Origin of the sequence: Luteimonas sp. BLCC-B24 (assembly GCF_028550595.1) — a bacterium.
GTDB lineage: Bacteria > Pseudomonadota > Gammaproteobacteria > Xanthomonadales > Xanthomonadaceae > Luteimonas.
The window spans coordinates 125,442-151,018 of sequence record NZ_JAQQGN010000007.1 but is presented as its reverse complement, the minus strand read 5'-3'; the positions used below and the strand labels follow the sequence as shown (position 1 = coordinate 151,018).

The following is a 25,577-nucleotide window of genomic DNA, read 5'->3' as shown; positions in this document are numbered from 1 at the left end:
GCGCCGGAGTGCTGCAATCGCCGCTCCTGCCCGCCCTGCCCGGACCTCGCCATGCGCCGCATCGACGCCCTTGCTCTTCTTGCGCTGCTGGCCGCTGCCGCACCGCCGCTCACCGCCGGCGAGGTCTACAGCTGGAAGGACGCCCGCGGTGTCACCCACTACTCGCAGACGCCGCCGCCCGCCGGCACGCGCTTCGAAGTGCGCGGCATCCGCAACGATGCGCCGACGGCGACGCCGGCCCCGGTCTCGACGCCGACGGCCGCCGCCGCACCGGCCGCGTCCACCAGCGACACCAGCCAGTGCGAGGTGGCACGCGCCAACATCGCCGCCCTCCAGGGGGATGCACCGGTGCAGCAGCTCGGCGCCGACGGTACGCCGCGTGAACTCGACGCCGACGGTCGCCGCAGCCAGCTCGAACTGGCCCAGGCCGCCGTTCGCGCATACTGCCGCTGAGCCGCGTCACTAGCGCCGGCGCGGCCGACGGCGCCGCCCTGCCGGGTTCGATCCCCTGCACGACCGCGGCTCGCCCGATCTGCATCCGCGCCGTCGAAGCGAACCCGGCGTGCCGTCGTCGGATCATCGCGCTCCGGGTTGCGTCGCGAGACAGGCGCCGCCATCGCCGCACGGGACGGCCGCGCTGACGCGCGTCCCGCCTCCGTGACCGCCGCCGGCAGTGGCCCGGTCCGGCCGGTGCTGCGTGGCACAATGCGCGGCCCAGTCCCGAGCAGATGCCGCCGATGCGCCTGTCGCAGTTCCATCTCCGCACCGAAAAGGAAACCCCCGCCGATGCCGAGGTCGTCAGCCACAAGCTGATGCTCAAGGCGGGCATGCTGCGCAAGCTCGCTGCCGGCATCTACACCTGGTCGCCGCTGGGCCTGCGCGTGCTGCGCAAGGTCGAGGGCATCGTGCGCGACGAGATGAACGCCGCCGGCGCGATCGAACTGCTGATGCCGTCGGTGCAGCCGCGCGAACTGTGGGAGGAAACCGGACGCTGGGAGAAGTTCGGCGGCCAGTTGCTCAAGATCAAGGACCGCAAGGACGCCTGGTACTGCTACGGCCCCACGCACGAGGAAGTCATCACCGATTTCGCGCGCGCCGAACTCGCCAGCTACAAGCAGCTGCCGGTGAATTTCTACCAGATCCAGACCAAGTTCCGCGACGAGATCCGCCCGCGCTTCGGCGTCATGCGCTCGCGCGAGTTCCTGATGAAGGACGCCTATTCGTTCGACATCGACGCGGCGTCGATGGCCGGCTCCTACCAGGCCATGCACGCGGCCTACACCCGCATCTTCACCCGTCTGGGCCTGGATTTCCGCGCGGTGCAGGCCGATTCCGGCGCGATCGGCGGCGACGCCTCGCAGGAATTCCACGTGCTGGCCGACTCGGGCGAGGACGCCATCGCGTTCTCCACCGGCTCGGACTACGCGGCGAACGTGGAAACCGCACGCGCCGCCGAACCCGCACCGCGCCCCGCGCCGACGGAGACGATGCGCCGGGTCGAGACGCCGACGCAGAAAACCTGCGAAGACGTCGCCGCGCTGCTGCAGATCCCGCTGGCGCGCACGGCCAAGTCGGTGGCGCTGATGGCCGGCGACGCCTTCGTGCTGGCCCTGGTCCGCGGCGACCACGCGGTGAATCCGATCAAGCTTGCGAAGGTCGAGGGCCTGGCCGACTACCGCATGGCCAGCGAGGCGGAAATCGGCCAGTTTCTCGGCAGCGAGCCCGGGTTTCTCGGCCCGGTCGCGCCGGTCGCGCCGATCCGCGTCATCGCCGACCGCGAGGTCGCGGCGATGGCCGACATCGTCTTCGGCGCGAATGCCGCCGGCTATCACCTGGCCGGCGTCAACTGGGGCCGCGACCTGCCCGAGCCGGACGTCGTCGCCGATATCCGCGACGTGGTCGCAGGCGATCGCGCCGAAGATGGCGGCGAACTGAAACTCGTGCGTGGCATCGAGGTCGGGCACGTCTTCCAGCTGGGCCGGAAATATGCCGAGGCCATGGATTTCAAAGTGCTGGACGCGGACGGCAAGGCGGTCGTGCCCTACATGGGCTGCTACGGCATCGGCGTGTCGCGCATCGTCGCCGCGGCGATCGAGCAGAACCACGACGCCGCCGGCATCGTCTGGCCGGCCGCGATGGCGCCGTGGCAGGTCGCGGTGTGCGTGATCAACCCGAAGAACGAGGCCCACGTGGCCGAGGCGGCGGATGCGCTCTACCGCGAGCTGCAGGCGGCCGGTTTCGAAACTGTGCTCGACGATCGCGGCCTGCGCCCCGGCTCGATGTTCGCCGACATCGAGTTGATCGGCATTCCGCATCGCGTGGTCGTCTCCGCGCGCGGCCTGAGCGCGGGCACCTACGAATATCGCGCGCGCACCGGGAGCGATTCGGAAAATCTCGATCGCGAATCGCTGTTTCTGCGCCTCAAACACTGAGATCGCGTGCGGGCCGTGGGCCGGCCCGCAGCTGGAATTCCCTCTGGAGTTTCACCCGGCCTGCACACCGCGGGCCGGCTGCGGCCGCGCGGCATTTGTGAAACGCATTTATCGCGATTATGATGCGCGCCATGCCATGGACTGGTATTTCCCGATAATCCAGCCGGAGTCGACACACAATGGCGTTTGATCTCGATGCATTTTCCCCGCAGCAGCTCGATGCGCTGATCGCGCAGGCCAAGCAGCGCAAGACCACGCTGAAGAAGCGCAAGCCGATCACCTCGGTGCGCAAGAAGCTCACCGAGCTGGCGGCGGCCGAGGGCTACAGCGTGGCCGAACTGTTCGGCGCGGGCGGTGGTGCCGGCGCCGCGACCCGGGCGACCACGTCCGCCACCCGCAGCAGCCCCACCAAGGGCCGCAAGCTCGGCAAGGTGCCGCCGAAGTACCGCAATCCGGCCAACAAGGCCGAGACCTGGACCGGCCGTGGCAAGCAGCCGCTGTGGCTGGCCGCGCAGATCAAGAAGGGCAAGAAAATCGAAGAATTCCTGATCAAGTAAGCGATCGGGAACCATCGGTTTTATCTGCAAAAGGCGCCCACGTGGCGCCTTTTGCATGTCCCGGTGGGACGTGCCGCACGCTCAGAGATTCTTGCGCGCCGGCAGCACCACGTTGCCGAACAGCAGGCCCGCGATCAGTGCGAGCACGATATTCATCACCAGCAGGGCGGCTTCCTGCCCGGCCTCGACGCTCTGCTGCTGCACCAGGGTCATCAGCCCGCGCAGGCTGTTGCTGCCCGGGACCAGCATGATGATCCCGGGCACCCGGATCACCGCACCCGGACGATCGGCCCAACGGGCATAGCCGTTCCCCGCGGCGGTGACCACGAGCGCCGCGACGAACAGCCCGACATTGGCCCCCAGGGCATTGCCCACCCAGCGCGAGATCAGGTAGCCCGACGCCGCCGCCGCCATCACCAGCAGCACGTCGCGGCGGGCGGCGCGGAACAGGATCGCGAACGAGGCCGACGCGACCAGCAGCGCGGCCCACTCCACCCAGTCCGGCTGCGGTCGCAGCGCGCGCACGTTGGGCGAGATACCGACCAGCTGGGCCAAGGCCAGCGCGATGATCGTGCCGATGGTCAGCTTGAGGACCGTCGTGATGGCGCCGGCGAAGCGCGCCGTGCCCGACACCAGATGCTGGCTGGTCAGCTCGTTCATGGCGTTGGTCAGGGCCATGCCGGGCAGCATCACGATCAGCGAGGCGATGATCACGGTGTTGAGGTTGAGTGGCACCAGAAACGCGGAGACGGCGATCGCCACCGCGCCGGCGAGCATGCCGGCGATCGCCTCGCCCGCCTCCTTCAACCGTGACCCGTCGCGGGTGGCCAGATCCAGCAGGCCGATCAGCAGGCCGATCGTGCCGGCGGTGGCGATATCGGCCCACGGCAGGCGCCACAGGCCGGCGACGCCGACGGCGACCATCGCGAAGCCGAGCACCTGCAGCGCCTTGCCCAGCGCCCGCGGTTGCCGGGCATCGAGCGCGCGCAGGGCGGCATGCCCTTCGGCGATGTCCATTTCGCCGGCCATCACCTGGCTGGTGATGCGGTCGGTCTCGCACAGCTTGTACAGATCGACATCGCCGGGTGGCATGCGGATCACGCGGGTCGTGTCGCTGTCGCCCGGCGGCCGCAGCGGATCGCTGAAGGACAGGATCATGCCGGTGGGATTCACCCAGGGCTCGCAGTCCAGTCCGAGGCGCTGGGTCACCGCGATCACTGCGCCCTCGAGACGCTGGGCGGTCGTCCCGTAGGCGTGCAGATGCTCGGCCAGCTCGACCACGAAGGCGATGCGTACGGCGTAATTCGCGGACGTGAGCGAGGCGGGCTGGGACATCGCGACAGGATCGCACGCCGCTCGTCCGCTCCGGTAGGGCCGCGACGTGATGCACGGACTCACACCCGGTTTCGGTATCCTCCGCCAATTCATCCGCGCAACCGATCGTCCCGCCCGAATGACCGCCCCGTCCCACGCGATGCCCAGCGCCGACGTCGAAGGCGGTTGCCTGCGGCTGCGCGGACACTGGACGCTCGAGCATGCCGGCGACATCGACGAGGTGCTGCGCGGCGTCGACGGCGCGGTGCGGGACGTCGACGCGCGCGGCGTCGACCGCCTGGATTCGCTGGGCGTACTGCAGCTGATGCGCTACGCGCACAAGCGCGAGCTCGACTTCGGCGGCTTCGAGTTCCGCGACGATCACCACACCCTGGTCGAAGCGATCGAGGATGTCGCCGACGACCGACCGAAGAAGAAGCGCGAATACGGTGTCGCCGCGGCGCTCGGCCGGCTCGGTTACCGGATGCACGACAACGGCCGCGAAATCGTCGCGCTGGTGAGCTTCCTCGGCGAGACCCTGGTCAAGCTGGGCCGGCTGGCGACGGCGCCGCGCCGCCTGCGGGTGACCTCGACCGTGCACCACATGGAGCAGGTCGGCCTCGACGCCGTGCCGCTCGTCGCCCTGCTCGCCTTCATGGTGGGCGCGGTGATCGCGTTCCTGGGCTCGACCGTGCTCGCCGATTTCGGCGCGACCATCTTCGTGGTCGAGCTGGTCTCGATCGCGTTCCTGCGCGAGTTCGGCGTGCTGCTGACCGCGATCCTGCTGGCCGGCCGCACCGCGAGCGCCTTCACCGCGCAGATCGGCGCGATGGTGGGCCGCGAGGAGGTCGACGCGATCCGCACGCTCGGCCTCGACCCGATCGATCTGCTGGTGATCCCGCGCGTGCTCGCGCTGCTGGTGATGCTGCCGCTGCTGACCTTCATCGCGATGGTCGCGGGCCTGACCGGCGGCCTCAGCGTCGGCGCCTTCAGCCTCGACATTCCGCCGCAGGCGTATCTCGCGCGCATGCACGAGCAGATGGAGCTGCGCCACTTTCTGGTCGGCATGTCCAAGGCGCCGATCTTCGCGTTGATCATCGCGCTGATCGGCTGTCTCGAAGGCCTGCAGGTCCAGGGCACGGCGCAGTCGCTCGGCGAGCGCACCACCTCCAGCGTGGTGCAGACGATCTCGCTGGTGATCGTGGTCGACGCGTTCGCGGCGATCTGGTTCATGCACGTGGGGTGGTAGTGGGGCCGGGATTCGGGATTTGGGATTTGGGATTTGGGATTTGGACAACGTGATTGGTGATTCGTGATTGGTGATTCGACCAAGCAGCCGCACGACGACGGGCCCGTTCCGCGGGACGGTCAGGCTGTGTCGAATCCCGACTCCCGAATCCCGGATCCCGACGTCGCCTCCGGCGACGTGGCCATCCGCGTCCGCGGCCTCGTCACCCGGTTCGGCGAACAGACGGTCCACGACGGGCTCGATCTCGACGTGCGTCGCGGGGAGATCCTGGGGGTCGTCGGGGGGTCGGGCACCGGCAAGTCGGTGCTGATGCGCGCGATCCTCGGCCTGCGACCGCCGCAGGGCGGCAGCATCGAGGTGCTGGGCGCCGATGCGCTGTCGCGCGATGCCGAAGACCGGCGCCATATCGAGCGCAATACCGGCGTGCTGTTCCAGGACGGCGCCCTGTTCTCGTCGCTGACCGTCGGCGAGAACGTGCAGGTCCCTCTGAAGGAGCACCATCCCGATCTGCGCGATTCGCTGCGCTACGAACTGGCACTGCTGAAGATCAAGCTCGCCGGCCTGCCGGCCGATGCGCTGGACAAGTTTCCGTCCCAGCTCTCGGGCGGCATGCGCAAGCGGGCCGGCCTGGCGCGCGCGCTGGCGCTGGACCCGCCGCTGCTGTTTCTCGACGAACCCACGGCCGGCCTCGATCCGATCGGCGCCGCGGCCTTCGACCGCCTGATCCGCACGCTGCAAGAGGCGCTCGGCCTGACCGTGTTCCTGATCACACACGATCTCGACACTCTGTACGCTATCTGTGACCGCATCGCGGTCCTGGCCGACAAGCGGGTCGTCGCGGTCGCTCCGGTGGAAGAGATCGAGCGGTTCGACCATCCCTGGATCCAGGAGTATTTCCACGGCCCGCGCGGCCGTGCCGCACGCGATGCCAGGGCCGCGGGCCCGGGAGCCGACTAGCACCATGGAAACCAGAGCCAACTACGTCCTGATCGGCGCGTTCACGCTGATCGCTTCGCTCGCCCTGCTCGGCTTCGCGCTGTGGGCGGCCAAGTATTCGTCCGACCGCAGCTGGAACGAGTTCGACGTGATCTTCCGCGAGCCGGTCACCGGCCTGAGCGAGGGCAGCAGCGTCCAGTACAACGGCATCGCCGTGGGCACGGTGGACAACCTGCAGCTCGCTCCGGAGGACCCGCGCCAGGTGATCGCCCGGCTGCGCATCCAGGCCAACGCGCCGGTCAAGACCGACACCCGCGCCCGCATGTCGATGACCAGCCTGACCGGCTCGCCGATCATCCAGCTCACCGGCGGCTCGCCCGAGGCGCCGCTGCTCACGTCGGTCGATCGCGACCAGGTGCCGGTGATCCAGACCGAGGCGTCCGCGCTGCAGAACATCTCCGATACCGCGAACCGCCTCGTCGAGCGGCTCGACAAGGTGCTGAGCGAGGAGAACGTCGCACGCATCGCCAACACGCTCGAGAACATCGAGGGCATGACCGGCTCGGTCGCCGGGCAGCGCGAGGATCTGGCGGCGATCATCGTCAACGCACGCAGCGCCAGTGAGCAGCTGGAGCAGACGCTGACCACGACCAACCGGGCCATGACCAGCTTCGACCGCGAACTGGTGCAGAAGCTGCCCGGCCTGGTGGCGAATCTCGAGAGCACGCTGGCGCGCATGGATTCGGCCGCCGGCGGCGCCGACACCATCCTCAACGAAAACCGTGCGGCGATCAGCAGTTTCGCCAACGACGGCCTGTCGCAGCTCGGCCCCACGCTCGGCGAACTGCGTTCGCTGGTGCGCGACCTGCGCCGGATCAGCGACCGTCTCGACGCCAATCCCGCGCGCTACCTGCTCGGTCGCGACGCGCCCAAGGAGTTCGACCCCGAATGACCACGTCCCTGATGCGCCGCCTGCTCGCCACCTGCCTGCTGCTGCCGTTGCTGGGTGGCTGCGCGTCCCTGCTCGGCGGCAGCGGCGACCGGGAGCGCGCGACCATCTACGCACCCGATCCGCGGGTCGCGGCCGATCCCGCGTGGCCGCAAGCCGACTGGCAGCTCACGCTGAGTCCGCCGACGGCCGCCCGCATGATCGACAGCTTCCGCATCGCCGTGCGGCCGACGCCGAGCGAACTGCAGGTCTACCGCGGCGCCAGCTGGGCCAAGACGCCCACCGACATGCTGCAGGACGCGGTGCTGCGCACGCTGGAAGATTCCGGCCGCATCCCGGCCGTCGCCCGCCAGGGCGCCGGCATCACCGCCGACTACAAGCTGGTCATCGACCTGCGCCGCTTCGAGGCCGACTACCGAGGCAATCCGCTGCCGGACGCGACCATCGAGGTCAACGCCAAGCTGATCCACAACATCGACCAGACCGTGGTGGGCTCGCGGACGTTCCTGGCGGCCCAGCCGGCCAGCAGCGTCGAGGTCGCGCAGGTCGTCGACGCGTTCACCGCATCATTGCAGACGATCAGCGGCGAGATGGTGGGCTGGATCCTCGAGGTGGGGAATGCGCACGAGGCGACGCATGCCGGGCAGCCGGGAGCGCGGCGCTGAGGCGATCGTCCGCGGAAGCGCGCTGCAGTTCGACACCCTCGGCGATTGCAGGCCCGCGAGCCGGGGCCGCGGGCCTCGCATGGGCGCCGCGCGGCGGCGTGTCCCTTCTCGCTCGCGGGCACGGCCACTCGGGGGCGCGATGTCGCCCCCCGTTACGGCCTGGACGGCATCGGTTGCGCGGGCGCTACGACACATCGGGGACGTACAGCTGACACCCCTCGCGCAGCGCTGCCCAGGGAACCATGGCGGTGAAACGCGATGCCGGGGAACGCTCCACGCCGCCGAGGTGCCATGACCGCGGTCAGTGCGGGGGCAGGATGCGCCGAAACGTCAAATTGATGCGCGGCCCCACCGGCCGCGCCGTGCGCGGAAGCGCGTGGCGATACCGGCGCTGGGTGTCGCCGGCCATCACCAGCAGACTGCCGTGCGGCAGATCGAGCACATGCCTGGCCACGTCGCCGTCCGCGTCGGCGGCCCGCGCCTTGAACACGAAACGGCGTGTCGCCCCCAGACTCAGCGACGCGATCACCGGCTGCGGCCCCAGTTCGCGCTCGTCGTCGCTGTGCCACCCCATCGCGTCGTTGCCATCCCGATAGAGGTTCGCCAGCACGCTGTTGAACGGCACCCCGGCCGCCTCCGACACCGCTTCGCGGACGGGTTGAAGGAGATCGGGCCAGGGGTGCGGCGCGAACGTCGCACCCGAATACCGGTAACTCGCACCGGGATCGCCGATCCAGCAGCTCAGACGTGGTGCCTCGACCTCGCGGCCGAACAGGCGCAGGCGATGTCGCGTCCAGGGCAGGCAGGCCTGCAGACCCGCGAGCAGACGGTCCGCATCTGCCGCACGCAGCCAGGCCGAGCTCCACCGCAGGTCGGCGTGCGGCAGCAGGATGGACTCGAGTGTCGGGATCGTCAGACTCCCACCGGACGCGCGGGGCTCGTACACCTCACGCTCGCAGCCCCGATCACCGGATGGCGACCACGTGAGGCATTGGCCTCCGGGCCCTCCGGAATCGACGCATGCCGGGCGTCACGCTGCTCGTGCACATGCCACACCGGCGGCTGTGGCCTGAAACCCGTCAGCACCTGCCACTCAAGCCGGATGCCGAAATGGCACACCCGTATTGCGCTGCAGGTCCGCCGGGTCCACGCCGTCGGCGCTTTCCACCAGGACCAGTCCATCCGGCGTGACATCGAACACCGCCAGATCCGTGATGATCCGATCCACCACGCCCACGCCGGTCAGCGGCAGCGTGCACTCGGGCAGGATCTTGTGGCTGCCGTCCTTCGCGACGTGCTCCATCAGCACGACCACGCGCTTGACGCCGGCGACGAGGTCCATCGCGCCGCCCATGCCCTTCACCATCTTGCCGGGCACCATCCAGTTCGCGAGGTCGCCGTCGGCCGTCACCTGCATCGCGCCGAGGATGGCGAGATCGATGTGGCCGCCGCGGATCATCGCGAACGAATCGTGGCTGCCGAAATAGCTCGCGCCCTTGCGCGCGGTGACGGTCTGCTTGCCGGCGTTGATGAGGTCGGCGTCGACCTCGTCCTCGGTCGGGAACGGGCCGATGCCGAGCAGGCCATTCTCGCTCTGCAGCCACACGTCCATGCCGTCCGGAATATGGTTGGCCACCAGCGTCGGCAGGCCGATGCCGAGGTTCACGTAGGCGCCATCTGTCAGCTCGCGCGCCGCGCGCGCGGCCATTTCATCGCGGGTCCAGGCCATCAGTTCGCTCCTCCGGCGTTCACGGTGCGCTGTTCGATGCGCTTCTCGGGCGTCGCATTGACGACGATGCGGTCGACGTAGATGCCGGGCAGATGCACCTGGTCGGGATCGATGTCGCCGATCTCGACCAGTTCCTCGACCTCGGCCACGCAGATCCTGCCGGCCATTGCGCAGGCCGGATTGAAGTTGCGTGCGGTCTTGCGGAACACCAAGTTGCCGGCCTTGTCGGCCTTCCATGCCTTCACCAGCGCGACGTCGGCGGTGAGCGCGGTTTCCAGCACGTAGTGCTTGCCGCCGAACTCACGCGTCTCCTTGCCCTCGGCGACGATGGTCCCGTAGCCGGTCGCGGTGAAAAAGGCCGGAATGCCGGCCCCGCCGGCGCGCAGACGTTCGGCCAGGGTGCCCTGCGGATTGAACTCGAGTTCGAGTTCACCGCCGAGGTACTGGCGCTCGAATTCCTTGTTCTCACCGACGTAGGACGAAATCATCTTGCGGATCTGCCGCGTCTCCAGCAGTTGGCCGAGCCCGAAGCCGTCCACACCGGCGTTGTTGGAGATCGCCGTGATGTCCTTGACGCCCGAATCGCGCAGCGCGGCGATCAGCGCCTCGGGAATGCCGCACAGGCCGAAGCCGCCGACCGCGAAGGTCTGGCCGTCGGCGACGATGTCGGCCAGTGCCGTCGCGGCATCGGGGTACTGCTTGCCGCGTCGGGCGGCGGGGCTCTGCTCGCTCATTGGGATCCTCTTGGCGCAACGGACTCCGATTCTACCGGGTGGGCGGGCACGCGGCTTTGGACCAAGGTGCAGTGGCGCCACGGTCCTCTTCACACGAACCGCTAGAATCGGACTCCCCCATCGCTGGAACGCCCATGCCCCTGCCCGCCTTCAAGGCCTACGATCTGCGCGGCCGCGTGCCGGATGAGCTCAACCCCGCCCTCGCCCGCGACATCGGCATCGCACTGGCCGGCCAGTTGCCGCCGGGTGCGATCGTGCTGGGTCGCGACGTGCGCCTGAGCAGCCCGGAGCTGCAGGCCGCGTTGTCGGACGGCCTGCGCACTCAGGGGCGCGAGGTCATCGACATCGGCGTCGGCGGCACCGAAGAGGTTTACTTCCAGGTCGATCACCTGGGTGCGGCGGGTGGGGTCATGGTCACCGCCAGCCACAATCCCATGGACTACAACGGCATGAAGCTGGTGCGCGAGCAAGCGCGGCCGATCAGTTCGGATACCGGATTGTTCGCGATCTCGGACGCAGTCGAGGCCGGCAATCTGCCAGGGCCCGTCGCGACGCCCGGCTCCGAAACTGCCGCGCCCGACAAGTCGGCCTATATCGAGCACCTGCTGGGCTATGTGGAAGCCAAGGCGCTGCGTCCGCTCAAGCTCGTGGTCAATGCCGGCAACGGCGGCGCCGGCGCCATCGTCGATCTGCTCGCCCCCCACCTGCCATTCGAGTTCGTCCGCGTGTTCCACGAGGCCGACGGCAATTTCCCCAACGGCATCCCCAATCCGCTACTCCCCGAGAACCGCCAGGCGACGGCCGACGCGGTGCGCGAACACGGCGCGGACTTCGGGATCGCCTGGGACGGCGATTTCGACCGCTGCTTCTTCTTCGACGAGACCGGTGCGTTCATCGAAGGCTATTACCTCGTGGGCCTGCTGGCCGAGGCGATCCTGGCCAAGCAGCCCGGCGGCAAGGTCGTCCACGATCCGCGCCTGGTCTGGAACACTATCGAGCAGGTCGAGGCCGCCGGTGGCGTGCCGGTGCTGTGCAAGAGCGGCCATGCCTTCATCAAAGAGAAGATGCGCGCCGAAGACGCCGTCTACGGCGGCGAGATGAGCGCCCATCACTATTTCCGCGAGTTCGCGTACGCGGATTCCGGAATGATTCCGTGGCTGCTGATCGCCGAACTCGTGTCCACCAGCAGGCGCTCCCTGGGCGATCTGGTCGCCGAGCGGGTCGCGAAGTTCCCGTGCAGCGGCGAGATCAACTTCCGCGTGGTCGATGCGGCGGCGGCGGTCGATCGCGTGATGGCGCATTACGCCCCGCAAGCGCCCGCGATCGACCGCACCGACGGGATCAGCGCCGACTTCGGCGACTGGCGCTTCAACCTGCGCAGTTCTAACACCGAGCCACTGCTGCGGCTCAATCTCGAGACCCGTGGCGACCGCGCACTGCTCGAGGCGCGGACCCGCGAGGTTTCCGCCCTGCTGTCGGCCGACGCCTGAGGTTCGCCATGTCGAAGATCGTCCCCGTCCTGCTGTCCGGTGGTTCCGGCACGCGGCTGTGGCCGCTGTCGCGCGAAATGTACCCGAAGCAGTTCCTGCCCCTGGTCGGCGACGCGACGATGCTGCAGGCGACCTGGCAGCGCGCGGCGCCGCTGGCCGGGGAGTGCGGACCGATCGTGGTCGCCAACGAGGCGCACCGCTTCGTAGTGGCCGAGCAGCTCCAGCAGGTCGGCGCGCGACCGGCCGCGATCGTACTGGAGCCCGTCGGCCGCAACACCGCGCCGGCGATCGCAGCGGCCGCGCTCGAAGCGCTGCGCGACGCGCCGGACGCCGTGCTGCTGGTGCTGCCGTCCGACCACGTGGTGCAGCGGCCCGACGCGTTCCACGCAACCGTGCGCGCCGCATTGCCCGCCGCCGGGGCCGGCCGGCTGGTCACCTTCGGCGTCGTCCCGCGCGGCCCGGAGACCGGCTACGGCTACATCAAGGCCGCGCCGGGCGGCGGCGACGGGCCGGCGCCCGTTGCCGCGTTCGTCGAGAAGCCCGATCTCGCCCGCGCCCAGGCCTATGTGGCGTCCGGCGACCACTTCTGGAACAGCGGCATGTTCCTGTTCCGCGCGGACGCCTATCTCGCGGCGCTCGAACGTCATGCCCCGGCCATACTGGCCGCAGTCCGTGCTTCGTGGTCGGCCGCGCGCCAGGACGTGGACTTCACCCGCCTCGACGCCGCCGCATTCGCCGCCAGTCCGTCGGACTCGATCGACTACGCCGTCTTGGAAAAGACTACCGACGCGGTGGTGATGCCGCTCGACGCCGGCTGGAGCGATGTCGGCTCGTGGGCGAGCCTGCGCGAAGTATCGCCACAGGACGCTGACGGCAACGCCCACCACGGCGAGGTCGTGTCGATCGACTGTCGTAATACCTACGCCTACGGCGAGCGCCTGATCGCGATGATCGGCCTGGAAGACACGATCGTCGTGGAAACCCCGGACGCGATCCTGGTCGGCCGCAGCGATCGCGTCCAGCAGGTCAAGGAGGTGGTGGCGGAGCTGAAGTCGCGCGATCTTCCGCAGGCCGCCTGGCACCGAAAGGTCTACCGCCCCTGGGGCGCATACGACTCGATCGACAACGGGCCGCGGTTCCAGGTCAAGCGCATCACCGTCAAGCCGGGTGCCACATTGAGCCTGCAGATGCACCACCATCGGGCCGAGCATTGGATCGTGGTGAGCGGCACGGCCGAGGTCACGCGCGGCGATGACGTGCTGCTGCTGGCCGAGAACCAGAGCACCTACATTCCGCTCGGCGTGACCCACCGGCTGCGCAATCCGGGCAAGGTGCCGCTGGAGCTGATCGAGGTGCAATCGGGCAGCTATCTGGGCGAGGACGACATCGTACGGTTCGATGATACCTACGGACGCGCCTGAGCGGCCTGTCAGCAGGCCGATCGGAAACGGCGCCCTCAGGCGCCGTCTTTCCATCGCGTCGTTTCGGGATCAGCGCGGCGCGGCGACCAGCGTATCGAGCACGTCGCCGAGTGCCTCACGCCACTGCGGAAGCGGAATACCGAAATCGCGCTCCAGCGAGCTGGTATCGAGTCTCGAGTAGGCGGGACGCGTCGCCGGCGTCGGATAGTCGGCCGTCGTGATCGCCTCGACCTTCGGCGCGCGCGCGAGCAGTCCCCGCGCGACCGCACCGTCGAAGATCGCCTCGGCGAAGCCATGCCAGCTGGTTTCGCCGGCCGCCGTCAGATGCCAGGTACCGGATGTGACCGTGTCGCCACGCAGGGCCTGCGCGGTGACATCGGCGATCAACGCCGCGGGCGTCGGCGTGCCGACCTGGTCGGCGACGACACGCAACACGTCGCGCTCGGCCCCAACGCGCAGCATCGTGCGCAGGAAGTTGTGACCGTGCGCAGCGTAGACCCACGCGGTGCGGAAGATCAGGTGCCGTCCGCCCGCTGCACGAATCGCCTCTTCGCCCGCCAGCTTGCTGGCACCATAGACACCGAGCGGCGCGGTGGCGTCGTCGGGCCGGTAGGGACGCGTCCCTGCACCGTCGAACACGTAATCGGTCGAGTAATGCACCAGCGGCACGTCGTGCGTCGCACACCAGCCGGCGATCGCACCCGGCGTGTGCGCATTGGCGGCGAACGCGGTCTCCGCCTCGCTTTCGGCACGATCCACGGCCGTGTAGGCCGCGGCATTGACGACGATGGACGGTCGCACCGAATCGAGCACCGCGAGCACGGCTTCGGCATCCGCGAAATCGGCCTGCAGGCAGTCGCGGCCATCGGCCAGCGTGCCGCTGCGGGTCGTGCCGACGACGTCGCCTGACGGCGCGAGCGCGCGCAGCAACTCCTGGCCGACCTGCCCGTTCGCGCCGAACACCAGCATGGTCATGCGCCGAGTACCGGCAGCCGGTCTTCTGCGATGTCGGCCAGCAGCGGCGCATGCGTGTCCTTGTCCGACAGCAGCGGCGAATCGATTTGCCACTCGACACCGATCGCGGAATCGTTCCAGCGCACGCCGGCGTCGGCTTCCTTCACGTACACATCGGTGCACAGATAGCTGAAGACCGCCATGTCAGACAGCACCGCGAACCCGTGCGCGAAGCCTTCCGGGATCCAGAACTGGCGCTTGTTCGCCTCGCTCAGGACCACGCCTTCCCACTTGCCGAACGTCGGCGAGCCTCGGCGGATGTCGACGGCGACGTCGAGCACTTCGCCCTGCAACACACTGACCAGCTTGCCTTGGGGGCGCGGCCACTGGTAATGCAACCCGCGCAGCACATTCTTCGCCGACGAAGAGACGTTGCTCTGCACGAATTTCGTCGGCAGGCCATGCTGGCCGAAACGCTCGGCATTCCAGGTCTCCATGAAGAAGCCGCGCGCGTCACCGAACACGGCCGGCTCGATGACGACGGCCCCCGGCAATCTGGTTTCGATGAGCTTCAACGCACCACTCCACGCGTGACGAGGGACATCAGGTACTGGCCGTAGCCATTCTTCGACAGCGGCTTGGCGAGAGCGGACAGCTGTTCCGCATCGATCCAGCCATTGCCGTAGGCGATTTCCTCGGGACAACAGACCTGCAGGCCCTGACGATCCTGGATGGTCTGGATGAAGTTGGACGCTTCGTGCAGCGACTGGTGGGTGCCGGTGTCGAGCCAGGCGAATCCACGCCCGAGCTGCTCGAGGTAGAGCGCGTCGTCTTCGAGATAGCGCCGGTTGAGATCGGTGATCTCCAGTTCGCCACGCGGCGAGGGCTTCAGCTCGGCGGCGTAGTCGCTGGCGCGCCCATCGTAGAAGTACAGGCCGGTCACCGCGTAGTTCGAACGCGGCGTCTCGGGCTTTTCGGCGATGTCGACGACCTTGCCGACCGCATCGAACTCGGCGACGCCGTAGCGCTCCGGGTCATTGACCCAGTAGCCGAACACCGTCGCGCCGTCGGCCCGCGCGTCGGCGCGCTTGAGGGTGTCGGTCAGGCCGTGGCCGTGGAAGATGTTGTCGCCCAGCACCAGGCAGCTCGCCTTGCCGCCGACGAAGTCGCGCCCGATCAGATACGCCTGCGCCAGACCGTCCGGGCTCGGCTGCACGGCGTACTGGATGTCCATACCCCATTGCGAGCCGTCGCCGAGCAGCGCCTGGAACAGGCCCTGCTCGTGCGGGGTGTTGATGATCAGCACTTCGCGGATTCCCGCCAGCATCAGCACGCTGAGCGGGTAGTAGATCATCGGCTTGTCGTAGACCGGCAGCAGCTGCTTGCTGACGCCCTTGGTGATCGGATACAGCCGCGTACCCGAGCCGCCGGCCAGGATGATGCCTTTGCGTGCGCTCATGCCTCGGCTCCCATGCGCTCGAGACGGTAGCTGCCGTCGAGAATGCCCTGCACCCAGTCCTGGTTGGCGAGATACCAGTCGACGGTGTATTCGATACCACTTTCGAATGTGTGTTCGGGCTTCCAGCCCAGCTCGCCCTGCAGCTTCGACGCATCGATCGCGTAACGGCGATCGTGGCCGGGGCGATCCTTGACGTAGGTGATCTGGCTGCTGCGCGGCTGGCCGTCCTCGCGCGGCCGACGCGCGTCGAGCAGGCGACAGATCGCCTCGACCACCTCGATGTTCTGGCGCTCCGAATCCCCGCCGACATTGTAGGTCTCGCCGACCCGGCCTTTCTCGAGCACCGTGCGGATCGCCGCGCAGTGATCGGTCACGAACAGCCAGTCGCGGACCTGCTTGCCATCGCCGTAAACGGGCAGCGGCTCGCCGGCCAGCGCCTTGGCGATCACCAGCGGAATGAGCTTTTCGGGGAAGTGGTAGGGCCCGTAATTGTTCGAGCAGTTGGTGGTCAGCACCGGCAACCCGTAGGTGTGGTGGAAGGCGCGCACCAGATGGTCCGACGCAGCCTTCGATGCGGAATACGGTGAATTGGGCGCGTACGGCGTGGTTTCGGTGAACTTGCCGGTCTCGCCCAGCGTGCCGTAGACCTCGTCCGTCGAGACGTGCAGGAAGCGGAACGCGTCGCGGCGATCGTCGGCCAGCCCCTTCCAGTAATCGCGCACCGACTCCAGCAGGCCGAGCGTGCCGACCACGTTGGTCTCGATGAACGCCGCCGGCCCGTCGATCGAGCGATCGACGTGGCTCTCGGCGGCGAAGTTCAGCACCGCGTCGGGCCGGTGCTCGGCCAACAGGCCGGCCACCAGCGCGCGATCCCCGATATCGCCGTGCACGAAGACGTGGTTCGGGTCCGATTCGATCGAGGCCAGGGTCCGGAGATTGCCGGCGTAGGTCAACGCATCAAGGTTGATCACGCGGACGCCGCGACGCACGGCCTCCAGCACGAAATTGCCGCCGATGAAACCGGCACCGCCGGTGACGAGCCATGTGGGCACGGACACTTTCTCCTGTGATGTCGGGCAAACCGCGACGATGTGGTGCGACAGGATACCGGGTCGCCTGCCCGGGGTCCGGGTCGACGATGAATGGCGCTCGGGGAGCCTGCGCCGCGCGCCGTTCGCAGTCCGCGCCGCCCCCCGCTAGAATTCGGCGTCGGCCCGGCAGTCCCGGTCGGCCGCTCCCCTCGTTTCAAGGAAGCTCCGCACGATGAAGATCCTCGTCGCCTACAAGCGCGTGGTGGACTACAACGTCCGCATCCAGGTCAAGCCGGACGGCTCGGGCGTCGTGACCGACGGCGTGAAGCTGTCCGCCAACCCGTTCGACGAAATCGCGCTGGAGGAGGCCCTGCGCCTGCGCGACAAGGGGGTCGCCACCGAGGTCGTGGTCGCCACCATCGCGCCTGCCGACGCCCAGGCTCACCTCCGCAACGGGCTGGCCATGGGCGCCAACCGGGCGATCCACGTGGTCTGCGACGCGGCGATCCAGCCGCTGACCGCCGCGCGCACCCTGCTCAAGCTGGTCGAGAAGGAACAGCCGGACCTGGTGATCCTCGGCAAGCAGGCCATCGACGACGACGCGAACCAGACCGGCCAGATGCTGGCGACGCTGTGGGGCCGCCCCCAGGCGACTTTCGCCAGCAAGCTCGAGGTCGCGGACGGGAAGGCCACCGTGACCCGCGAGGTCGACGCCGGCCTCGAGACGCTCGAAGTCGACCTGCCGGCCGTCGTCACCACCGACCTGCGCCTCAACGAGCCGCGCTTCATCAAGCTGCCCGACATCATGAAGGCCAAGTCCAAGCCGATGGAGTCGATCCCGTTCGCGGACCTCGCCGTCGAGTCGGCCGACACCTTCACGACCACCCGGTACGAGGCGCCGACCAAGCGCGGCAAGGGCGTGATGGTCAAGGACGCGGCCGAACTCGTCGCAGCCCTCAAGGCCAAGGGCCTGCTCTGAACCCCGCTGCGCCCGCGACCGCGGGTGCCCAGTGACGTCCGGCCGCGCCGGAGTACAGGAGACCACCATGTCCAACGTCCTCGTCATCGCCGAACACCTCGACGGCGCCCTGAACGCGAGCGCGACCGCCAAGACCGTCGCCGCCGCCCAGGCGCTGTCGCCCGAGGCCATCCACGTCGCCGTCTTCGCGGCCGATCCCGCCGGCGCCGCGACCGAGGCCGCGACCATCGCCGGGGTGACAAAGGTGCTGGCCGTCGCGGATGCCGCCAATGCGCAGGCGCTCGCGCAGGTGCTCGGCCCGCAGATCGCGGCGCTCGCATCCGGCTACAGCCACGTGTTCGCGCCGTCGACCACGTTCGGCAAGGACCTGATGCCCGTCGTGGCCGCGCTGCTCGGCGTCAACCAGGTCTCGGACCTGATGACCGTCGAAGGCACGCATGCGTTCAAGCGTCCGATTTACGCGGGCAATGCGATCGTCACGGTCGAGGTGCCCGCCGATCAGGTCGTCGTGGCCACCGTGCGCACCGCGTCCTGGCAGGAAGCTGCCCGCGGTGGCAGTGCCGCCGTCGAGACGACCACCGTCCAGGCCAGCCTGCCCACGCATACCCGCTTCGTCGGCCTCGCCGCCGGCCGCAGCGACCGCCCCGACCTGCAGAGCGCCAAGCGCGTCGTCTCCGGCGGCCGCGGTGTCGGTTCGGAAGAGAACTTCAAGATCATCTTCGATTTCGCCGACAAGCTCGGCGCGGCCGTGGGCGCCTCGCGCGCCGCGGTCGACGCGGGCTACGTCCCCAACGAGATGCAGGTCGGCCAGACCGGCAAGATCATCGCGCCGGAGCTCTACATCGCGATCGGCATTTCCGGCGCGATCCAGCACCTGACCGGCATCAAGGACGCGGGCACCATCGTCGCGATCAACAAGGATCCGGACTCGGCGATCTTCGAGATCGCGGACATCGGGTTGGTAGGTGATCTCTTCCAAGTTCTGCCCGATTTGGAAGCGGCGCTCTGACAGCGGAACAGCTCGACGGCAGTGCTCGCGATGATGGCGGATAGAACCGCCTTAGGGCTACGCTGAAGAAGTCGTCATTCCCGCGAAAGCGGGAATGACGAGCGAAGGCGGCTTGATCTGCGTTGCCTTAGGTTTCGCAGCCTGCCGATCGATCACGACACCATCGCGCGGCTGACGTGCTGATAATCCAATCCGTTACTGTTACGCCCGCCTCCCGAGGCCGCCTACCCATGACGTCCGCTCTGCCCACTCCCATCGCGACTGCCATCGAACTGTCGGTGGTCGCTCCTGTCTACGGGTGCAAGGGTTGCCTTGAGGATCTGGTTGACCAGATCCAGACTGCGGTCACCTCGCTGGAGATTCCCTTCGAAGTCATCCTGGTGGATGACGCCAGCCCGGACGGCGCTTGGCTGCGCATCGAGGAACTCGCTGCCAATCGCCCCTGGCTGCGGGGCCTGCGCCTGTCGCGCAATTTCGGGCAGCATTCGGCAATCTCCGCCGGCATCGAGCAGGCGCGCGGTCGCTGGACGGTGGTGATGGACTGCGACCTGCAGGATGTTCCCGAAGAGATTCCCCGCCTCTATCGCAAGGCGCTGGACGCGCAGATCGACGTCGTCTTCGCGCAGCGCGTGCACCGCATGGATTCGCCGCTCAAGCGCCTGTCGTCATGGGGTTTCTTCGCCGTGCTGGGCTGGCTGACCGGCGTGCCACAGGATCCGTCCACGGCGAACTTCGGCATCTTTCATCGCAAGGTCATCGATGCGGTCTGCGCGATGCCCGAGCGTGACCGCTCGTTCCCCCTCATGGTGCGGTGGGCCGGATTCCGCACGGCAAAGCTTCCGGTCCGCCACCAGCAGCGCGCGGAAGGCGAATCGTCCTATACCCTGCGCCGGTTGTTGCAGCTGGCCATGAACATCGCCCTAGGCTATTCGGAAAAGCCGCTGCGGCTGGTCGCCGTCACCGGTATCTTCTGCGCGTTCGTCGCATTCGTCATGGTCGTGATCAGCGTCTGGCGCTGGTGGGACGGCGATGTCGGCGTCGCGGGCTTTACCTCGATCATCGCGACGATCTGGCTGATCGGCGGCCTCATGATGTTTTCCCTGGGGGTTGTGGGGCTGTATGTGGGGCAGGTGTTCCGCAACGTGCAGCGGCGCCCGTACTACATCGTCGCCGAGACGACCGACGAGGCGACACCCCGATGACCAGCTGCGCACTTCGACAGGGCAGCGGCCGACTCGATGCACGGCTGACCCCGTGGGACGAACGCGCGCTGGGCTTTGTCACCGCCGAAGTCACGCATTTCGAGGCCGAGCTGGCACAGGACGCGGCCGCGCTGCTCGCGGGCCTGGAGCAGTGGGCCAGCGCATTGGCCGTGCGCTACCTCTTCGGGCGCGTCGACGCGAACGACCAACTGCTGCGGGCCGCCTTGGCGGCAGGCGACTTCCGGTTCGTGGAGACCTCGTTGACGGTATCGCGCAGCAGCGCGCACACCCTGCCGGCGGTGCCGCAAGGCATGCGGCCCTCGCTCCGGCCCGCCGTCGCGGACGACATCCCGACGCTGCGGCGTATCGCCCAGGATGATTTCCACCACGGTCGGTTCCTGGAGGATCCGGCAATCGACACGCGGGCGGCGCGAGCGCGCACCGCGAACTGGGTCGAGGATCTGGTGGCAGGCGGGCTCGCCTATACTGCGGAGTCGCGCGGACGCATCATCGGCTTCCATGCAGAACGCGTCCATGCCGCCGAACGTTGCGCCGAACTGCTGCTGACCGGCGTCGCCGCACCCTATGCCATGCTCGCGGTGCCACTGTGGGTGACCGCACTGGAAGCCCTTGGCGCCCGCGACATCCAGAGCTGCACCACGCTGGTGTCGGCTGCCAACACCGGCATTCTCAACCTGTATGCCCGGCTGGGCTTTCAATTCAATTCCTCACTGACTGGTTTCCGGAAGTCCCTATGAGCAACCCAATCCCTGAAGACCGGGTCACCGCCGTGTTCGCCCGCGTGCTTGGCATCGACGCGGCACAGGTCACCGACGACCTGCGTTACAACTCCATCCCGCAGTGGGATTCGATCGCACACATGTCGGTCGTTGGTGCGCTGGAGGAAGCCTTCGGCGTGATGATCGACATGGACGACGTGATCGACATGAGCTCTGTCGGCAAGGCGCGCGAGATCCTGCGCAAGCACGGCGCCGAAGTCTGAAGATGGACCGCACCACCGCCCCCGTGGTCCTGGTGACAGGCGCCTCGCGCGGCATCGGGCGGGCGATCTGCGAATCGCTTGCCACCGATTCCGTCCAGTTGGTGATGGTGGCGCGGGATGGCCCGGCCCTGGAAGCCCTGGCCGAGGAACTGCACGCACGTGGCGCGGCAAAGCCGATGGTCGCGGCAATCGATCTGGCGGACACGGATGCCATCGCGGCGTTGTTCAAGGAGGTGTTCAGTCGCTTCGGCCGGCTGGACGGCCTGGTGAACAACGCCGGCGTGCTGCATGAGGGATTGCTTGGCATGATTCGCGGCGAGGACATCGACCGCGTCCTGGCCGTGAACGTCAAAGCGCCGCTGATGACCATGCAGTATGCGGCGCGGATGATGGCGCGCGCACAGCGCGGCAGCATCGTCAACCTGGTGTCGATCATGGGCGCCAACGGTGCGGCAGGCCTCAGCGTCTATGCCGCCAGCAAAGCCGCGCTGATCGGCGCGACGCGCTCGGCATCGAAGGAGCTGGTCGCCAGGGGCATCCGCGTCAATGCGGTCGCACCGGGCTTCATCGACACCGACATGACCAGGACGATGCCCGAGGCCGCCTACGCCAAACGTGTGGCGTCCATCAGCATGGGCCGCGCGGGCACGCCGCAGGAGGTCGCCGATCTGGTCGCTTTTCTGCTGGGCGACCACTCGACCTACATCTCGGGTCAGGTGATCGGCGTCGACGGCCAGATGGTGGTCTGAGTGGAGTTCTGGCAGTTACCGCACGGCGAACGCATGGCCCTGGTCCAGGGGTCGCGCCAGATCCGCTATGACGATCTGGCCGAGCTTTCCGACAGCCTCGCAAGCTGGCTGCCGGCCGGGCGCGGAATGGGCATTCTCTCGATGCCCAGTACGATCGAAGCGGTCGCGCTGTATCTCGGTGCGTTACGCAGCGCACGGCAGGTCCCCTTGCTTGTGCAGGCCGATCTCGCGCCCGACCTGCTCGCATCGCTGATCGCGCAGTACGCGCCCGATTGGCTTGCACTGCCCGGCCCCGCCCCTGCCGGCTACACGACCCGCCATGTCGCGGGCCAGCTGGGCATCCACGTCCGCGACGGCGATGCCCTGCACGAGGCACCGCATGCCGACTTGGCCCTGTTGCTCAGCACATCGGGCAGCACGGGCTCATCGAAGTTGGTCCGCCTGTCTGCGCACGGCCTGGCAGCCAACGCCGGGTCGATCGTGTCCTACCTCGGTCTGGTCGCTGACGACCGCGCCATCACCACGCTGCCGCTGGCGTACTCGTTCGGCATGTCCATCCTCAACAGTCACCTCGGCTGCGGCGGGTGTGTCGTGCTGACCGAAGACAGCCTGATGACGCGCGAATTCTGGGAAGCGGCGCGCGCCCATTCCGTCACTTCGCTTTCCGGCGTGCCGGCCACCTACGAGATGCTGCGACGGATCGGACTGGCGCGTCTGGCGCTGCCGAAGCTGCGCATGCTGACCCAGGCCGGTGGGCGCCTGCGCGACGAGCTGGTCCACCACTTCGGCGAGTCCGCCCGCGCGCATGGCCTGCAGTTTTTCGTCATGTACGGGCAGACCGAAGCGTCGCCACGGATCAGCTACGTCCCCGCCGATCGCCTGCTGGACAAGGTCGGCAGCATCGGCATCCCGGTGCCGGGCGGCCGCATGCGTATCGATGCGGACAGCGGTGAGCTGGTTTACGAGGGCCCCAACGTCATGATGGGCTACGCCGGCAGCCGCGCGGAGCTGGCCGACGCCGACGCACTGCAGGGCCGTCTGCAGACCGGCGACCTGGCCCGCATGGACGACGAGGGCTACTTCTACATTGTCGGTCGCGCCAAGCGGTTCCTGAAACTGTCCGGCAATCGCATCAATCTGGATGAGGTCGAGGCCATGCTCTCGACCCGATTCGCAAGCCAGATCGCATGCTCGGGCAGTGACGACGACCTGGTGGTGTTCAATGGCGACATCCCCGTCCCACAGGACGAAGTCCGCAAGCTTCTGCAGGCCCGTTACAAGATCTTTGGCGGCCTGGTGCGCTGCGTTCAATTGGAGGCGCTTCCCCTGATGGCGAGCGGCAAGGTCGATTACCAGTCGCTGCTGCGGCTGGCCTCGGAGGGTAATCACAGATGAGCGCGAGTCCGGAAGCATCACCGGTGGCGGGTGCGCTCGACATCGACGTATTCGGTCTCGACCGCGACGCCAAACGCGCGTGGTTGTTGCAGGGCCTGCAATCGCTCACCCGCTTCCACCATGCGCGGTGCGCACCCTATTCGGCCATGCTCGACGCCCTGTGGCGGAGCGGAGATGCCAACGACCTGGAAGCATTGCCCTGGCTGCCGGTGCGTCTGTTCAAGCAGATCGACCTGAAGAGCATCCCGGACGATCAGGTATCGCGGACGCTGGTCTCCAGCGGCACGACCGGCGCGGCCGTCTCGCGCATCTTTCTCGACGCCGACACGGCGCGCGCGCAGACGCGTGCGCTCACCCGCATTTTTTCGCACTTCGCCGGCAACCGGCGGATGCGCATGCTTGTGGTCGACGACGCAAGCTTCCTGCGCGACCGCAGCCGGTTCAATGCGCGCGCGGCCGGGATTCTTGGCTTCTCCAACTTCGGGCGCGACCACCTGTATCTGCTCGACGAGGACCTGCAGCCCGACTGGCGCGCCTTGGCCGAATGGCTGGCCAAGGCCCCCGACGAACCCGTGCTCCTGTTCGGCTTCACCTTCATCGTCTGGCAATCGTTCGTCCAGGCCGCACAGCGTGATGGCATCGACCTCCGATTCCCGCCCGGCAGCATGCTGGTGCATGGTGGCGGCTGGAAGAAGATGGAAGAGCAGAAGGTCGACAACACGGCCTACAAGGCTGCGCTCGCAGGCGTCTTCGGTATCGAGCGGGTGCACAACTACTACGGGATGGTCGAACAGGTCGGCTCGATCTTCTTCGAGTGCGAGCAAGGCCACCTCCACGCGCCCGCCTATGCAGATGTCATCGTTCGCGACCTGCAGACCCTCGCGCCCGCAGCCGACGGACAGGAGGGCGCACTGCAGGTGTTGAGCCTGCTGCCGGGAAGCTACCCCGGCCATAGCCTGCTCACCGAGGATCTCGGCATCGTGCACGGCGAAGACGACTGCCCCTGCGGGCGGCTCGGCAAGCACTTCAGTGTCCTTGGCCGCCTCAAGAATGTCGAAGTCCGCGGCTGCAGTGATACCCGGACGGTACCCAGCGCATGACCCGGATCCTGTTTTCCGTCCACGACGACGCACCGCTCGACACCCTGCTGGCAGGACTGTCCGAGCTCGCGCCGCTTCCGCCTTTCAGCGCGCAGGCACGGGCGTTCGTCACCGATTTCGCCCGCCGCGTGTTCGCGCTGCCGATGCTGCGTGAACACCCCGAGCTGGCCACGCTTGCGCACTGGTTCCGACCCGCGGCCCAAGAGCAACTTGCGCGGCGCGTCGAGACGCCCGGCAACGAGTATCTGCTGGCCCGCGGGCTGGTGTTCCACCTCGCACCGGCCAATGTCGATGTCCTGTTCGCCTACACCTGGCTGATGTCGGTGCTCGCGGGCAACCGCAATGTGGCCCGCCTTTCACAGAAGCCGAGTGGCCAGCGCGAAGCCCTGATCTCGATCCTGAGCGCCATGCGCGCCGAGGGCGTGCACGGCGAGGTCCTGCAGCGCAGCGTGCTACTCACGTATCCGCATGACGACGCGGTGACCACGCTCGTGTCCCGCAACTGCCAAGCGCGGATCATCTGGGGCGGGGATTCGACGGTTGCCAAGATCCGGTCGCTTCCACTGGCGCCCCTCGCGCTGGAGCTGGCGTTCCCCGACCGCTTCGGCGTGGCCGCCATCGACGCCGCGACGGTCGCGGCCGCGACCGATGCGGAACTCGACCAGCTGGCACACCGCTTCATCAACGACGTGCTGTGGTTCGGCCAGCAGGCCTGCTCCTCGCCCCGTACCCTGTACTGGGTCGGGTCGCAGAACACCATCGAGACCGCGCTGGGCCGGTTCTGGCCCAAGGTGCGGTCGCTCTCGCATCAGGTCGAGGACGAGCCCGCGGCATTGATGGCCCGGTTGACCGACGCGCATCTGATGGCCGCCCTGTCGCCCGGCGTCCACGGCGACAGTGCGCTGGACAGCTATCCCCTGACCCTCGGGGCCGGCCGCGCCGATGGCGAGCTGCGGGCGCTTCAGAGCGGACATGGGCTTGTGGTCAACGTGCGTCTCGATTCCCTCGCCGCACTTGCCCCGCAGCTCGACGACCGTGACCAGACCCTGGTGCAGCACGGCTTTACGCGCGCGGCGCTGACGGGTTTGCTGGCACAGTTGGGCAACCGGGCGTTGGACCGCATCGTGCCGTTCGGCCGCGCCTTGGATTTCCACCCGGTCTGGGACGGCACCGACCTGCTGGATGTCCTGACCCGCAAGATCACGCTGCCGGGGATGTGA

At 68.0% G+C, this 25,577-nt stretch carries 26 protein-coding genes; 18 read left to right on the top strand and 8 right to left on the bottom strand.

Going from position 1 to position 25,577, the window contains the following annotated elements; translation table 11 throughout:
• Window positions 1–51 precede the first annotated feature (51 nt).
• The 3 genes from PQS31_RS14230 (at window position 52) to PQS31_RS14220 (ending at window position 2,989) form a co-directional block, all read left to right on the top strand.
• The gene (locus PQS31_RS14230; protein ID WP_272763395.1) at window positions 52–453 is read left to right on the top strand and encodes a DUF4124 domain-containing protein; all 402 of its coding nucleotides are present in this window, start codon (window positions 52–54) and stop codon (window positions 451–453) included.
• A 284-nt stretch (window positions 454–737) separates the two neighbouring features.
• Entirely contained in the window at window positions 738–2,432 is a 1,695-nt protein-coding gene (locus PQS31_RS14225; protein ID WP_272763394.1) for a proline--tRNA ligase, read from the top strand.
• Between the two features lie 179 nt (window positions 2,433–2,611).
• On the top strand, window positions 2,612–2,989 hold the full coding sequence (locus tag PQS31_RS14220) for an H-NS histone family protein (RefSeq protein WP_272763393.1): 378 nt from the start codon (window positions 2,612–2,614) through the stop codon (window positions 2,987–2,989).
• An 81-nt stretch (window positions 2,990–3,070) separates the two neighbouring features.
• Here the strand turns inward: PQS31_RS14220 and PQS31_RS14215 are convergent, their stop codons facing one another.
• Complete coding sequence (locus PQS31_RS14215) at window positions 3,071–4,324, bottom strand: threonine/serine exporter family protein (RefSeq protein ID WP_272763392.1); 1,254 nt, start codon at window positions 4,322–4,324, stop codon at window positions 3,071–3,073.
• A gap of 118 nt (window positions 4,325–4,442) precedes the next feature.
• Here PQS31_RS14215 and PQS31_RS14210 point away from each other — a divergent pair, with 118 nt between their 5' ends.
• The 4 genes from PQS31_RS14210 (at window position 4,443) to PQS31_RS14195 (ending at window position 8,102) form a co-directional block, all read left to right on the top strand.
• Window positions 4,443–5,552, top strand: coding sequence for an ABC transporter permease (locus PQS31_RS14210; RefSeq protein WP_272763391.1), 1,110 nt, complete (start codon window positions 4,443–4,445; stop codon window positions 5,550–5,552).
• Window positions 5,553–5,678: 126 nt separating this feature from the next.
• A complete protein-coding gene (locus PQS31_RS14205) occupies window positions 5,679–6,509 on the top strand; it encodes an ABC transporter ATP-binding protein (protein WP_272763390.1) in 831 nt (276 codons plus the stop codon).
• Window positions 6,510–6,513: 4 nt separating this feature from the next.
• Window positions 6,514–7,440, top strand: coding sequence for an MlaD family protein (locus tag PQS31_RS14200; RefSeq protein ID WP_272763389.1), 927 nt, complete (start codon window positions 6,514–6,516; stop codon window positions 7,438–7,440).
• Window positions 7,437–8,102, top strand: coding sequence for an ABC-type transport auxiliary lipoprotein family protein (locus PQS31_RS14195; protein WP_272763388.1), 666 nt, complete (start codon window positions 7,437–7,439; stop codon window positions 8,100–8,102). Before PQS31_RS14200 ends, PQS31_RS14195 begins: the two co-directional genes overlap by 4 nt.
• A gap of 301 nt (window positions 8,103–8,403) precedes the next feature.
• Here the strand turns inward: PQS31_RS14195 and PQS31_RS14190 are convergent, their stop codons facing one another.
• The 3 genes from PQS31_RS14190 to PQS31_RS14180 form a co-directional block, all read right to left on the bottom strand.
• Window positions 8,404–8,994 carry an alpha-ketoglutarate-dependent dioxygenase AlkB gene (locus PQS31_RS14190; protein WP_272763431.1) on the bottom strand — a complete coding sequence of 197 codons (591 nt, stop codon included), beginning with the start codon at window positions 8,992–8,994 and terminating at the stop codon, window positions 8,404–8,406.
• A gap of 201 nt (window positions 8,995–9,195) precedes the next feature.
• Entirely contained in the window at window positions 9,196–9,831 is a 636-nt protein-coding gene (locus tag PQS31_RS14185; protein WP_272763387.1) for a CoA transferase subunit B, read from the bottom strand.
• A complete protein-coding gene (locus PQS31_RS14180) occupies window positions 9,831–10,565 on the bottom strand; it encodes a CoA transferase subunit A (protein WP_272763386.1) in 735 nt (244 codons plus the stop codon). The genes PQS31_RS14185 and PQS31_RS14180 overlap by 1 nt, the downstream gene beginning before the upstream one ends.
• Before the next feature lie 134 nt (window positions 10,566–10,699).
• On the opposite strand from PQS31_RS14180, the gene PQS31_RS14175 reads away from it, so the two are divergent.
• Window positions 10,700–12,055 (top strand): phosphomannomutase, encoded by a 1,356-nt coding sequence (locus tag PQS31_RS14175; RefSeq protein ID WP_272763385.1) that lies wholly within the window; start codon window positions 10,700–10,702, stop codon window positions 12,053–12,055.
• An 8-nt stretch (window positions 12,056–12,063) separates the two neighbouring features.
• Window positions 12,064–13,476 (top strand): mannose-1-phosphate guanylyltransferase/mannose-6-phosphate isomerase, encoded by a 1,413-nt coding sequence (locus PQS31_RS14170; RefSeq protein WP_272763384.1) that lies wholly within the window; start codon window positions 12,064–12,066, stop codon window positions 13,474–13,476.
• A 69-nt stretch (window positions 13,477–13,545) separates the two neighbouring features.
• Here PQS31_RS14170 and rfbD read toward each other — a convergent pair whose 3' ends face one another.
• Genes rfbD through rfbB form a run of 4 tightly spaced genes read right to left on the bottom strand, consistent with a single transcriptional unit; the run spans window position 13,546 to window position 16,941 of the window.
• Window positions 13,546–14,451, bottom strand: coding sequence for a dTDP-4-dehydrorhamnose reductase (gene rfbD / locus PQS31_RS14165; RefSeq protein ID WP_272763383.1), 906 nt, complete (start codon window positions 14,449–14,451; stop codon window positions 13,546–13,548).
• Window positions 14,448–15,005, bottom strand: a complete 558-nt coding sequence (gene rfbC / locus PQS31_RS14160; RefSeq protein ID WP_272763382.1) for a dTDP-4-dehydrorhamnose 3,5-epimerase — start codon at window positions 15,003–15,005, stop codon at window positions 14,448–14,450. The genes rfbD and rfbC overlap by 4 nt, the downstream gene beginning before the upstream one ends.
• Window positions 15,002–15,889, bottom strand: coding sequence for a glucose-1-phosphate thymidylyltransferase RfbA (gene rfbA / locus PQS31_RS14155; protein ID WP_272763381.1), 888 nt, complete (start codon window positions 15,887–15,889; stop codon window positions 15,002–15,004). The genes rfbC and rfbA overlap by 4 nt, the downstream gene beginning before the upstream one ends.
• Window positions 15,886–16,941, bottom strand: coding sequence for a dTDP-glucose 4,6-dehydratase (rfbB, locus tag PQS31_RS14150; RefSeq protein ID WP_272763380.1), 1,056 nt, complete (start codon window positions 16,939–16,941; stop codon window positions 15,886–15,888). The genes rfbA and rfbB overlap by 4 nt, the downstream gene beginning before the upstream one ends.
• 211 nt (window positions 16,942–17,152) lie before the next feature.
• Between rfbB and PQS31_RS14145 the strand changes: the two genes are divergently transcribed.
• The 9 genes from PQS31_RS14145 to PQS31_RS14105 all read left to right on the top strand — a co-directional run bounded on the left by PQS31_RS14145 (window position 17,153) and on the right by PQS31_RS14105 (window position 25,577).
• The gene (locus PQS31_RS14145) at window positions 17,153–17,899 is read left to right on the top strand and encodes an electron transfer flavoprotein subunit beta/FixA family protein (protein WP_272763379.1); all 747 of its coding nucleotides are present in this window, start codon (window positions 17,153–17,155) and stop codon (window positions 17,897–17,899) included.
• A gap of 67 nt (window positions 17,900–17,966) precedes the next feature.
• Window positions 17,967–18,908 carry an electron transfer flavoprotein subunit alpha/FixB family protein gene (locus PQS31_RS14140; RefSeq protein WP_272763378.1) on the top strand — a complete coding sequence of 314 codons (942 nt, stop codon included), beginning with the start codon at window positions 17,967–17,969 and terminating at the stop codon, window positions 18,906–18,908.
• Window positions 18,909–19,138: 230 nt separating this feature from the next.
• Window positions 19,139–20,110: a glycosyltransferase family 2 protein gene (locus PQS31_RS14135; protein ID WP_272763377.1), complete on the top strand. Its 972-nt coding sequence runs from the start codon at window positions 19,139–19,141 to the stop codon at window positions 20,108–20,110.
• Window positions 20,107–20,868, top strand: a complete 762-nt coding sequence (locus PQS31_RS14130) for a hypothetical protein (RefSeq protein WP_272763375.1) — start codon at window positions 20,107–20,109, stop codon at window positions 20,866–20,868. Before PQS31_RS14135 ends, PQS31_RS14130 begins: the two co-directional genes overlap by 4 nt.
• Window positions 20,865–21,113 (top strand): acyl carrier protein, encoded by a 249-nt coding sequence (locus PQS31_RS14125; protein WP_272763374.1) that lies wholly within the window; start codon window positions 20,865–20,867, stop codon window positions 21,111–21,113. The genes PQS31_RS14130 and PQS31_RS14125 overlap by 4 nt, the downstream gene beginning before the upstream one ends.
• A 2-nt stretch (window positions 21,114–21,115) precedes the next feature.
• Window positions 21,116–21,862 (top strand): SDR family NAD(P)-dependent oxidoreductase, encoded by a 747-nt coding sequence (locus PQS31_RS14120; protein ID WP_272763373.1) that lies wholly within the window; start codon window positions 21,116–21,118, stop codon window positions 21,860–21,862.
• Between the two features lie 33 nt (window positions 21,863–21,895).
• Window positions 21,896–23,257, top strand: coding sequence for an AMP-binding protein (locus PQS31_RS14115; protein WP_272763372.1), 1,362 nt, complete (start codon window positions 21,896–21,898; stop codon window positions 23,255–23,257).
• Between the two features lie 23 nt (window positions 23,258–23,280).
• On the top strand, window positions 23,281–24,357 hold the full coding sequence (locus PQS31_RS14110) for an acyl-protein synthetase (RefSeq protein ID WP_272763371.1): 1,077 nt from the start codon (window positions 23,281–23,283) through the stop codon (window positions 24,355–24,357).
• Window positions 24,354–25,577: an acyl-CoA reductase gene (locus PQS31_RS14105; RefSeq protein ID WP_272763370.1), complete on the top strand. Its 1,224-nt coding sequence runs from the start codon at window positions 24,354–24,356 to the stop codon at window positions 25,575–25,577. The genes PQS31_RS14110 and PQS31_RS14105 overlap by 4 nt, the downstream gene beginning before the upstream one ends.